Source organism: Pseudomonas sp. PARCl1 (genome assembly GCF_947311875.1).
Lineage (GTDB): Bacteria > Pseudomonadota > Gammaproteobacteria > Pseudomonadales > Pseudomonadaceae > Aquipseudomonas > Aquipseudomonas juntendi.
This window is the reverse complement of record NZ_CAMZMX010000052.1, coordinates 24895-35698: the sequence shown is the minus strand read 5'-3', so window position 1 is coordinate 35698 and position 10804 is coordinate 24895. Positions and strand designations below refer to the sequence as shown.

Genomic DNA, 10804 nt, shown 5'->3' with positions numbered 1-10804 from the left:
CGGGCGTGCCCGCGAAGCAGGCGACGCGGTGTCTGGCACCGGCTGCGCCGGTGTTCGCGGGCACGCCCGCTCCCACAGGAACCGTGTGATCTTCGAGTCCTGCATTTTGGCTGTTGATCTACACCCTCTTCGGCTGAGGCAACACCAGATCCCTCTCTCAAGACACAAGCGGCCTTGTGTCGCGACAGGGCTGCGCAGCAGCCCCGGGATCAGCCATGGCGCACCACCTTGCGCACGCAGTCCTCGGGGTTCAACATCCGCCCATCCAGGCTTCTCACCTGTAACGGTTCCAGCAAACCGCTTTCCACCAGCCACTTGAGCCGTGAGGCGAGGATGGTCTTCGCCAGCCCCAGATTCTTCTGAAACTCACTGAAGCGACGCAGGCCATCAAAAGCATCGCGAAGGATCATCAGCGCCCAGCAATCACCCAGCACCTCCTGGCGCTGTTGCTGCTGACGCTTTCATGGCTGCCCACGGCCATGCTCGGGCAATCCGTGATGGCCTTTGTCCTTGGCGTGCTGATGCTGGATTTTGCCGTGCAGGCAATGCATGTCACCAACCAGACGGTGTTGCTGGCCGGGCATGGCCATCAGCGCGGCGGCCCTGGCTTATTGGCTGTGGCTGCAACGCGCAAGGGCGGCCGGAGCCGCCCTGCAGTGTTCCGGTCAGAACTTGTAGCCTAGGCCGACCATGTACACCCATGGGTCGACATCCACGTCGACCTTGGTCTTGCTGTAGCCCAGCGCGGTGGGGCCGTTGACGCTGGCCTTGGTGTCGATGTCCACATACCAGACCGCGGCGTTGACCAGCAGGTTGTCCGTGAGCATGTAGTCCATGCCCAACTGGCCGGCGATACCTACCGAGTCTTGCAGCTTCAGGTTACTGAAGCCCTGCTGCTTGCGGGCGCTGCTGAGGTCTTCATCGAAGAACAGGGTGTAGTTGATACCGACGCCGGCATACGGCTGGAACTTGGAGTTCGGTTCCATCGGGTAGTACTGCAGCGACAGTGTTGGCGGCAGTTGCTTGATGTCGGCCAGCTTGCCGTCCAGCCCGCCACCCAGGCCTTTTACGCCTACGGTGTGCTTGAACGGCGTAGCCGCCAGCAGCTCCAGGCCAACGTGGTCGGTGAGCATGTAGGCGAAGGCCAGGCCCAGCTGGGTGTCGCTGTCCAGTGTCGCCTTGGTGCCCGAAACCTTGTTGCCGTCGAATTTCAGGTCGCTGCTGCTCTCATTCGGCGCAGTGGTGATTGCACCGGCGCGAACGATGACATCACCCGCCTGGTGGGCGTGGGCAACAGGGGCGGCGAAGGCCAGTGCCGCGAATGCGGCCCCGAGCAAGGACTTGTTCATGGAAGCTCCCAGAGGACGTTAATAATCGAGTAGTCCAATGGTACGGATGGGTCTAAACAGAATGTTTGACCCAGCTCAACGAAGCGTCTTCATGAACCGGTAATAGCGCTCACTTCAGCTCATAAGCGTAGATTTTGTCGGCTTCCATCTGGTAGCCGGCATCGGCCAGTTCGCTGCTGGAGGCTTTGACCTGCATCTTTCCCTCGATCCAGTAGGGTTGATAAAGGTCTTCGACGCGCACGCCCATTTCGCTGAAAATGTGCACGATCTGGTTCGAGGGCGGTGGCGGCACATGGATGCACGCGCCGTAGTAAGGCACCAGCAGAAACTCGGTGGTGCGCCCCTCCTCGCTGACTTCCAGCGGCACGATATACCCGGGCAGTTTGACCTGCTGGCCATCGAGGCTTTTCACCACCGGCGCGTTCGGCGCCTGCTGCCGGGCTGCTGGCGCAGACTCGGCGGCCAGCGCGTTGCTCAATTGCGACATGTCGTGCAAGGGGGTGAGTTGCGGTGGAATGACCGGGGCGCCTTCCGGGATCAGCGCTGGCCAGTCGAGCTCCTTGGGTTCGGCGGCCCACAGCGGCATCGCTGCCGCAAGCAGCAGGATCAGCAGCGTTCGCAGTGTCGGCTTCTTCGCGGGTGAACCCGCGAAGCAGGCGGTGAGGTGTTTGATCATTACGCGCACTCATAGGTGTATGGACAGGCCATCGGCCAACGACTGCCGATAGGCGCGCCACGCTGGCACGCTGCCCATCAGCAGTGCAGCCCCCAGGATGATAGCCAGCAAGCTCCATTCATGAGCGCTCGGCAGCGCCAGCGGCAGGTACAAACCATAGTTGGCCTGTACATACCCCTGTGCCAGGGCGATACCCGCATACAGCAAGCCCAGCCCGGCGACGATGCCGACTGCCGCCAGTGACAGCGCCTCCAGCACCAGCAGCCCGGCGATATGCCACGGCCTGGCCCCTACGGAACGCAAGATCGCCATCTCCCGGCGGCGTTCGTTGAGGCTGGTGAGAATGGCCGTGAGCATGCCGATCAGGCCCGTGAGCACAACGAACAGAGAAACCACGAACAAGGCTTGTTCGGCCGTGCCCATCAGGCTCCACAGCTCCTGCAAGGCAACGCCAGGCAGGATCGCCAGCAGCGGTTCGTTGCGGTACTCGTTGATTTCCCGCTGCAGGCTGAACGTGGCGATCTTGTTGTTCAGGCCCAGCATGAACGCCGTGATGGCGGCAGGTTGCAGGTCCATGCTGCGTGCTTGCTCGGCGCTGATGCGCCCGGCGCCACGTGCCGGCACGCCATTGTGCCAGTCGATATGGATCGCCTCCATGCCGCCCAGGCTGATGTGCAGGGTGCGGTCGACCGGTGTGCCGGTACGCTTGAGCACGCCCACCACGGTGAACGGTTTGTCGTCATGCTTGACCAGGCTGATTGCGGCCACACCGTGCGCCAGCACCAGCTTGTCCCCCAGCTTGTAATGCAGTGCCTCGGCCACTTCGGCACCCAGTACCACCTCGAACGGGTCACTGGCGAATTCGCGGCCCTGGCTCAGCTGCAGGTGCTGTTTGCGGCCGTACTGGTAATGCTCGAAGTAGTCGGCAGTGGTGCCCATTACCCGGTAACCGCGGTGCGAGTCGCCCAGCGAGATCGGAATCGCCCACTTCACCCGTGCGTCATGGGCGTAGTGCTGAAAGCTGTCCCAGCGGATGTTGTTGGTGGCGTTGCCGATCCGGAATACCGAATACAGCAGCAGGTTCACCGAACCGGAGCGCGCGCCCACGATCAGGTCGGTACCGCTGATGGTACTGGCGAAGCTGGCACGGGCCTCGGTCCGCACCCGCTCCACGGCCAATAGCAGGCATACCGACAGGGCGATGGCAAAGGCCGTGAGAAAAGCGGTGAAACGGCGGTTGGCCAGGCTGGCCAGGGCAAGGCGGAGCAGGTACATCAGGCCTCCACGGGCTTGGCTGCACGGTTGAGTTCGGCCAGCGACAGGTGGCGATCGAACAGCGGCGCCAGGCTCTGGTCGTGGCTGACGAACAGCAGGCTGGCACCAGCGGCCCGGCACTCATCGAACAGCAGGCGGATGAACACCTCACGGGTGTCGGCGTCCAGCGCCGAGGTCGGCTCGTCGGCGATCACCAACTCGGGTTGACCGATCAGCGCGCGGGCTGCGGCAACCCGCTGTTGCTGGCCTATCGACAGGCTGTCGGCACGGCGCGCCAGCAGTGTCGGGTCGCCCAGCCCCAGGTGGGCGAGCAGTTCGCCTGCCGCCTGGTGGACACTGCCATGGCGCTGGATGGCCCGTTCCGCCCGGCTGCGGGAAAAGCGGCATGGCAGTTCGACGTTCTCCCTAACCGACAGGAAGGGCAGCAAGTTGAACTGCTGGAAGATATAGCCGGTGTGGTCGACGCGGAACCGGTCGCGTGCACCTTGGCCCAGCGCGGCCAGGTCCTGGCCAAGCAGCCGGATTCGCCCTTGGTCCGCTCGGTTCACCCCGCCCAGCAGGCCCAGCAGGGTGGTCTTGCCACTGCCGCTGGGGCCTTTGAGAAACAGGGCCTCACCGGCTTGCAGGCGAAACGCCGGGATGTCCAGCAGCGGCGCCTGGCCGGGCCAGGCGAACACCAGGTCCTGCAGGTCAATCAGTGCCTGATTCATCTCAGAACGCGACCATGGCCTTGGCGGGCGAGGTTTCAACGCCTTTCTGGCCGTTGGGGCCGATTAGCTGCACGTTGATTTTTTGCGTGGCCGGGAAGGCTTTGTACAGGGGGGCCAGGTCCAGCTGGGTGAGTTTCTCCGGGGTGGCGCATGTCAGCTGGTAGTGGGCATTGATATCGCTGTGCATGCGGCCCCTCTCATGCTCGTCACCGTCGTCGTCCGCTTTGGCGGCGTCACCGAACAACGGGCTTTCCAGCGCTTGCTGGTCTTCCTTGCAGCCGGCTGCCGAGGCCAGGCCGAACAGCTTCAACGGTTGTTCCAGCTGCTGGCGCACCGCGGCAACCTTGGCCTTGTCGGCGTCGCTGCTGGCAGCGTGCTCGAAACCAACCAGGTTCATGGCGGGGCTGTCCAGCTCCAGTTCCAGAGTGTTGCCTTCGAGCACGACATTGAGCTTGGCCACGCCGTGTTCATGCGCGCCCAAGGTGCCATGGGCGTGGTCGTGATCATGGTCATGGTCTTCGTGGGCATGGGCCACGGCCAGTGGCAGCAAAGCGAAGGGCAGGGCGAGCAACAGGCGACGCATGAGAGGCTCCGGGGCGGGCTGGGTGATTGGGTTATGTTATAACAACTTTTCTGCGTCCTGCCAGCCCGCATGGTGCAGGTTTCATCTTGCGGTAGCATGGGCCATCGACCTTGCTCAAGGAATGCATCGTGAGAATTCGTGGACAGATTGGGGAATGGCCGGTGGACCTGACCATCGAGCTTGAGCCTGAAGAGTGGGCGCAGTTCGGGCGGCAGATTGATGTACCGGTGGTAGCGCAGGCCGCAGCAACACAAACCGTGGCGGCGCCGCGCCAGGATGACGGGCAATGGGTAGCAGCGTGTGATGTATTGCGCCTTGCCGGGCAAATGAGCGGGCCGCAGTTGCTGGACCGGCTGGGAGGGTTGGCGGGGAGCACGGCGGCGGGCAAGCGATTGCTGGTGCGCTTGCGGCACAGCAGTGATGTGAAGGTGAAAAGCGGCGTGGACGCGCCGGTTTATCACTGGGTGGGATAAGCCTGTATTGCCTGTGCTGGCCTCTTCGCGGGCATGCCCGCTCCCACAGGTATTGCACCAGTCTCGAGTTCGGTGGGTATCCTGTGGGAGCGGGCGTGCCCGCGAACGAGGGCGAAGCCCTCGCAATGCTTTTGGGCTAGAACAGCGCCGCCGACAGCTTGCGACGATAAACCCCAACCAGCGGGTGATCGCCACCCAGCAGTTCAAAGACCTGCAGCATCGCCTTCTGCGGCAGCCCATTGTCATAGCTGCGGTTACGCTGGAACAGCTTCAGCAACCCTTCCAGCGCCGCCTCATACTGCTGGCGCGCCAACTGCTGGACGCTCAGCTGGTAGGCGGCTTCATCATCCTCGGGGTTCTGGGCCAGGCGGCTTTTCAGCTCCGCCACTTCCGGCAGGCTGGCCGCTTGGCGCAGGAAGGTCAGTTGGGCCTTGGCGCCGGCCAGTGCGGCCTTGTGCTCATCGCTCTTGACCGCGTCCAGTACCACCTGCGCTTCCCCCAGTTCGCCACGTTCGGCCAGGCAACGGGCGTACAGGATCAGTGCCTCGGCATTGCTGTTGTCTTCACCCAGCAGGGCCTGCAACAGCGCTTCTGCTTCGGCGAAACGGCTTTCGGCGAACAGCGCCTTGGCCTGCTCCAGCGGCGATGCCTGCGGTGCGGCAGGCATTTGCACGTGCGGCTCGAGCATGGCGCGGATCGCCGATTCCGGCTGGGCACCGGCAAAGCCGTCCACCGGCTGGCCGTCCTTGAACAGCACAACGGTCGGCAGGCTGCGAATGCCGAACTGGGCGACCACCTGTTGTTCCACGTCGCAGTTGATCTTGGCCAGCAGCAGTTCGCCCTGGTAGCCCTCGGCGATCTTCGCCAGCAAGGGCATCAGTGCCTTGCATGGCGCACACCACTCGGCCCAGAAATCCACCAGCACCGGTTTGTGGAAGGAGTTCTCGATCACCAGCTGCTGGAAGGTGGCATCGGTAGCGTCGAAAATGTAAGGCGTGTCTTGGCTCATTGCGCTTCTCGCAAACTCGTGAATACCACCACTATAAGGTGTCGCGGCTGGCGTGGTACAGGCTGACCCGGCGGAATTCGTGCGGCTCGGCCAGGTCGGGCAGGGTCAGCGCTTCAAGCACCCCCAGCTGCTGGTAGAGCGGGTGGCTGAAGTCGCGTACCCGCGAGTCGGCCACCAAGGCCTGGCGACCACGGCCAAGAAAAGTATCCAGAAGCGGCAGGTTGGCACGGTCGTACAGCACGTCGGCGACCAGGATCAGGTCGAAGCGGTCGTCCTCGGCGAAGAAGTCGTCGCTGTAGCCCAGTTGCACACCGTTCAGTGCGGCATTCGCGCGGCAGGCTTGCAGGGCCAGTGGGTCCAGGTCGCAGGCCACCACCTCCCGGGCACCCGCGCGGGCGGCAGCGATGCCGGCAATGCCGGACCCGGCGCCAAAGTCCAGCACCCGCTTGCCGGCCACCCATTCCGGGCGCTCGGCCAGGTAACGGGCCATGGCCAGGCCACTGGCCCAGCAGAAGCTCCAGTAGGGCGGGTCTTCCAGAATGCGCCGGGTTTCGTCGCTGCTGAAGGCGCGGTCCATGTTCTGGTCGTCGATCAGCCACAGTTTCAAGGCGCAGCCGGGCAGTTCGCTGACGACCAGCCGCGCTTCACCGATCAGGCCGCTGAGTGCCTGCTGCAGGGCGAGCGGTGCCACTCAGGGCGCCTTCTCGAAACGTAGCGGCCCGGTGGCCTGGGTCTGCGCCTGGGTGATGCGCAGCGGCGGCAGGTGCATGATCAGCTGGCCGGAGCGGCTGGCGCGGCCACGCAATTCCACGCGTGCGCCGGCCGGGAAGGCTTCGGGGTTGAAGCGCAGTTGGTAGGGCAGGGCCTGGCCGGTAGCGGTCAGGTTGCTGCTGGCCAGCAGGCGTTGCGGGCGGTCGCGTTCGTCGATCACCAGCAACGCCAGTTCCACGTCGGCGCCGGCCGGGATTTCCAGCAAAGTGCCGCTCAACTCGCGCTGGTAGGCCGGAAGCGGGCCGGGCGCTTCGGCGGTTTTGGCCACGTGGGCCGGTGCCGGCGCAACGGAGGTATCGGTCTTCGGCCTGTCGCTGCCGCAGGCGGCGAGCAGGGCGGCGCAGCACAGCACGACGAGCGCTCGGTAGTGCATGGAGGAGTCCTTAACGGGCAGATTTCCCATGGATGTTAACCCCTTTGGCTTGTCTTGCCAGTGCAATGCGCTACCATGGCCCTCCCTTTTTTTGTTGCCTGCCACCATGCACTGTCCCTTTTGCGGTGCCAACGACACCAAGGTCATCGACTCTCGCCTCGTCGCCGAGGGCGAGCAGGTGCGCCGCCGCCGCGAATGCGTGGCCTGTGGCGAGCGCTTCACCACCTTCGAAACCGCCGAGCTGGTGCTGCCCCGGCTGATCAAGCAAGACGGCACGCGCCAGCCTTTCGACGAAGACAAGCTGCGTGCCGGCATGCAGCGGGCGCTGGAAAAACGCCCGGTCAGCGTCGAGCGCCTGGAAGCGGCGCTGGCGCACATCAAGAGCCGCCTGCGTGCCACTGGCGAGCGCGAAGTCAAGTCGCTGGTGGTGGGTGAAATGGTCATGGCCGAGCTGCGCAAGCTCGATGAGGTGGCCTACATCCGCTTTGCCTCGGTGTACCGGCGCTTCCAGGACCTCGACGAGTTCCGTGAAGAAATCGACCGCCTGGCCCGCGAGCCGGCCAAAGAGTGAACATGCCCAGCCAAGCCGCGATTCTTGACGCCCACTACATGGCGCGTGCGCTGGAGCTGGCGCGCAAAGGCCTGTTCACCACCCACCCGAACCCCCGCGTAGGCTGCGTGATCGTGCGCGACGGCGAAGTGGTCGGGGAGGGCTGGCACGTGCGCGCCGGTGAGCCCCATGCCGAAGTGCATGCCCTGCGCCAGGCCGGGGAACGCGCCCGTGGCGCGTGTGCCTATGTCACCCTGGAGCCTTGCAGCCACCATGGCCGCACGCCCCCGTGCGCCGAAGCGCTGGTCAAGGCGGGTGTGGCCCGGGTGGTAGCGGCCATGCAGGACCCTAACCCGCAAGTGGCAGGGCGGGGGCTGCGGCGCCTGGCCGAGGCCGGCATCGAAGTAGCCAGTGGTGTGCTCGAGGCCGAGGCCCGCGCCCTGAACCCGGGCTTTCTCAAGCGCATGGAGCATGGCGTGCCGTACGTGCGCGCCAAGCTGGCCATGAGCCTTGACGGCCGTACCGCCATGGCCAGTGGTGAAAGCCAGTGGATCACCGGCCCGGCCGCGCGCTCGGCCGTGCAGCGCCTGCGCGCCCGCTCCAGCGTGGTGCTGACCAGCGCCGCCAGCGTGCTGGCCGACAACGCGCGCATGACCGTACGGGGCAGCGAGTTGGGCCTGGATGCCGAAACCACCGCCCTGGCCCTCAGCCGCCCACCACTGCGCGTGTTGGTCGATGGCCGCCTGCGCCTGCCGCTGGATGCGCCATTCTTCCAGGCCGGGCCGGCCCTGGTGGTAACAGCTGTCGCAGATGACCCCGGTTATGCCGCTGCCGGCCACGAACTGCTCTGCCTGCCGGGTGACAATGGCCAGGTCGACCTGGCGGCGCTGCTGCATGCCCTGGGCGCGCGTGGCGTCAACGAAGTGCTGCTGGAAGCCGGTGCCAGCCTGGTCGGTGCCTTTGCCCGCCTTGGCCTGGTGGACGAGTACCAGTTGTTCGTCGCTGGTACCTTCCTCGGCTCCCATGCCCGCCCATTGCTGGACTGGCCAATGGAGCGGATGAGCGAAGCACCGCGGCTGAAAATTACCGAAATGCGCGCAGTGGGCGATGACTGGCGGGTCACAGCCGTGCCCCTGCCGGCGCCCGGCGTATAATGCCGGGCTTGCCCCGTGCAAACCGTTTTGAGGAAGACCCCATGTTCACCGGCATCATCGAATCCATTGGCAGCATCCGCAGCCTGACCCCCAAGGGCGGCGACGTTCGCGTCTACGTCGAAACCGGCAAGCTGGACCTGGGTGACGTCAAGCTGGGCGACAGCATCGCCGTCAACGGCGTGTGCCTGACCGCCGTGGAACTGCCTGGTGACGGCTTCTGGGCCGACGTCAGCGTCGAAACCCTCAAGCGCACTGCCTTCATCGACCTCAAGAGCGGCAGCAAGGTCAACCTGGAAAAAGCCCTGACCCCTACCACCCGCCTTGGCGGGCACCTGGTCAGCGGCCATGTCGACGGGGTGGGTGAAATCATCTCGCGCAGCGATAACGCCCGCGCCATCCAGTTCCGCGTACGCGCACCGAAGGAGCTGGCCAAGTACATCGCCCACAAGGGCTCGATCACCGTCGACGGCACCAGCCTGACGGTCAACGAAGTCAATGGCGCCGAGTTCGAGCTGACCATTGTCCCGCACACCCTGTCCGAAACCATCATGGCCGACTACCGCGCAGGGCGTCGGGTGAACCTTGAGGTCGATCTGCTGGCCCGTTACCTGGAGCGCTTGCTGCTGGGTGACAAGGCCGCCGAACCGAGCAAGGGCAGTGGCATTACCGAAAGCTTCCTGGCCGCCAACGGCTTCTTGAAATCCTGATTGAGAAGGGGGTGCCGCGTGGCGCTCAACAGCATCGAAGAACTGGTCGAAGACATCCGCCAGGGTAAAATGGTCATCCTCATGGATGACGAAGACCGCGAGAACGAAGGCGACATCATCATGGCCGCCGAGTGCTGCCAGCCCGAACACATCAACTTCATGGCCAAGCATGCCCGTGGCTTGATCTGCATGCCGATGACCCGTGAGCGTTGCGAAACGCTGAAGCTGCCATTGATGGCGCCGCGCAACGGCTCGGGCTTCGGCACCAAGTTCACCGTGTCGATCGAAGCCGCCGAAGGCGTCACCACCGGCATCTCCGCCGCCGACCGCGCGCGCACCGTGCAAGCCGCTGCTGCCCGGGACGCCAGGGCCGAAGACATCGTCAGCCCTGGCCACATCTTCCCGCTGATGGCCCAGCCTGGCGGCACCCTGGCGCGTGCCGGCCACACCGAAGCGGCCTGCGACCTGGCGCGCATGGCCGGTTTCGAGCCAAGCGGCGTGATCTGCGAAGTGATGAACGACGACGGCACCATGTCGCGCCGCGCCGAGCTGGAAGTCTTTGCTGCCGAGCATGGCCTGAAGATCGGCACCATCGCCGACCTGATCCACTACCGCATGATTCACGAGCGCACCGTGCAACGGGTGTCCGAGCAACCGGTAGAGAGCGAGCTGGGTGAGTTCAACCTGGTCACCTACCGCGATGCGGTGGAGGGCGACGTGCACATGGCCCTGACCCTGGGCAAGATCTGCGCTGAAGAGCCGACCCTGGTGCGGGTACACAACATGGACCCGCTGCGCGACCTGCTGCTGGTCAAGCAACCGGGCCGCTGGAGCCTGCGTGCGGCCATGGCGGCCGTGGCCGAAGCCGGCAGCGGCGTGGTCCTGCTGCTGGGCCACCCGCTGGACGGCGACGTGCTGTTGGCGCACATCCGCGAAAGCGCCGGCGACCTACCGGCCAAGGCACCGACCACCTACAGCACCGTGGGTGCTGGCTCGCAGATCCTGCGCGACCTCGGGGTGCGCAAGATGCGCCTGATGAGTTCGCCAATGAAGTTCAACGCGATATCCGGATTCGATCTGGAAGTTGTAGAATACGTGCCCTCCGAGTGACTTGAGGCGGCAATGACGCCCCCAGCTCGAGTCCAGACCCCTGTCGAGGCCGCTTGCAAGCGGC

General features: G+C 64.8%; 14 protein-coding genes and 1 pseudogene. 6 read left to right on the top strand and 9 right to left on the bottom strand.

The genetic code is table 11. The annotated features are described in order from the left end of the window. Window positions 1-209: 209 nt before the first annotated feature. A complete protein-coding gene (locus QME24_RS21690) occupies window positions 210-434 on the bottom strand; it encodes a winged helix-turn-helix transcriptional regulator (protein WP_009685700.1) in 225 nt (74 codons plus the stop codon). A gap of 6 nt (window positions 435-440) precedes the next feature. On the opposite strand from QME24_RS21690, the pseudogene QME24_RS21685 reads away from it, so the two are divergent. Further along, window positions 441-678: pseudogene (locus QME24_RS21685) on the top strand (MFS transporter); the annotation flags it as partial. On the opposite strand, the gene QME24_RS21680 reads toward QME24_RS21685, so the two are convergent. The 5 genes from QME24_RS21680 to QME24_RS21660 form a co-directional block, all read right to left on the bottom strand. Next, window positions 666-1349, bottom strand: a complete 684-nt coding sequence (locus QME24_RS21680) for an OmpW family outer membrane protein (RefSeq protein WP_009685701.1) — start codon at window positions 1347-1349, stop codon at window positions 666-668. The pseudogene QME24_RS21685 and the gene QME24_RS21680 sit on opposite strands and share 13 nt — an antisense overlap. Window positions 1350-1458: 109 nt before the next feature. Next, window positions 1459-2025, bottom strand: a complete 567-nt coding sequence (locus tag QME24_RS21675; protein WP_225624738.1) for a DUF3299 domain-containing protein — start codon at window positions 2023-2025, stop codon at window positions 1459-1461. Window positions 2026-2034: 9 nt separating this feature from the next. Further along, window positions 2035-3300: an ABC transporter permease gene (locus tag QME24_RS21670; RefSeq protein ID WP_280091659.1), complete on the bottom strand. Its 1266-nt coding sequence runs from the start codon at window positions 3298-3300 to the stop codon at window positions 2035-2037. Next, entirely contained in the window at window positions 3300-4010 is a 711-nt protein-coding gene (locus tag QME24_RS21665) for an ABC transporter ATP-binding protein (protein WP_232892719.1), read from the bottom strand. Before QME24_RS21665 ends, QME24_RS21670 begins: the two co-directional genes overlap by 1 nt. 1 nt (window position 4011) lies before the next feature. After that, entirely contained in the window at window positions 4012-4593 is a 582-nt protein-coding gene (locus tag QME24_RS21660; protein WP_280091660.1) for a DUF2796 domain-containing protein, read from the bottom strand. Window positions 4594-4721: 128 nt separating this feature from the next. Here QME24_RS21660 and QME24_RS21655 point away from each other — a divergent pair, with 128 nt between their 5' ends. Further along, window positions 4722-5066: a hypothetical protein gene (locus QME24_RS21655; protein WP_280091661.1), complete on the top strand. Its 345-nt coding sequence runs from the start codon at window positions 4722-4724 to the stop codon at window positions 5064-5066. A 136-nt stretch (window positions 5067-5202) separates the two neighbouring features. Here QME24_RS21655 and trxA read toward each other — a convergent pair whose 3' ends face one another. Genes trxA through QME24_RS21640 form a run of 3 tightly spaced genes read right to left on the bottom strand, consistent with a single transcriptional unit; the run spans window position 5203 to window position 7219 of the window. Then, on the bottom strand, window positions 5203-6075 hold the full coding sequence (gene trxA / locus QME24_RS21650) for a thioredoxin (protein WP_232892503.1): 873 nt from the start codon (window positions 6073-6075) through the stop codon (window positions 5203-5205). Between the two features lie 31 nt (window positions 6076-6106). After that, complete coding sequence (locus QME24_RS21645) at window positions 6107-6766, bottom strand: 50S ribosomal protein L11 methyltransferase (RefSeq protein ID WP_054904993.1); 660 nt, start codon at window positions 6764-6766, stop codon at window positions 6107-6109. Beyond that, complete coding sequence (locus QME24_RS21640) at window positions 6767-7219, bottom strand: YbaY family lipoprotein (RefSeq protein ID WP_054904994.1); 453 nt, start codon at window positions 7217-7219, stop codon at window positions 6767-6769. A 106-nt stretch (window positions 7220-7325) separates the two neighbouring features. On the opposite strand from QME24_RS21640, the gene nrdR reads away from it, so the two are divergent. From nrdR to ribBA, 4 genes are read left to right on the top strand one after another with little or no spacing between them, the layout of a single operon-like run. Continuing rightward, window positions 7326-7790: a transcriptional regulator NrdR gene (gene nrdR, locus QME24_RS21635; protein ID WP_009685710.1), complete on the top strand. Its 465-nt coding sequence runs from the start codon at window positions 7326-7328 to the stop codon at window positions 7788-7790. Between the two features lie 2 nt (window positions 7791-7792). Beyond that, complete coding sequence (gene ribD, locus QME24_RS21630; RefSeq protein WP_009685711.1) at window positions 7793-8923, top strand: bifunctional diaminohydroxyphosphoribosylaminopyrimidine deaminase/5-amino-6-(5-phosphoribosylamino)uracil reductase RibD; 1131 nt, start codon at window positions 7793-7795, stop codon at window positions 8921-8923. A gap of 41 nt (window positions 8924-8964) precedes the next feature. Then, window positions 8965-9630: a riboflavin synthase gene (locus QME24_RS21625; protein ID WP_009685712.1), complete on the top strand. Its 666-nt coding sequence runs from the start codon at window positions 8965-8967 to the stop codon at window positions 9628-9630. Window positions 9631-9648: 18 nt separating this feature from the next. Then, window positions 9649-10740, top strand: coding sequence for a bifunctional 3,4-dihydroxy-2-butanone-4-phosphate synthase/GTP cyclohydrolase II (gene ribBA / locus QME24_RS21620; protein ID WP_009685713.1), 1092 nt, complete (start codon window positions 9649-9651; stop codon window positions 10738-10740). Window positions 10741-10804: the final 64 nt, after the last annotated feature.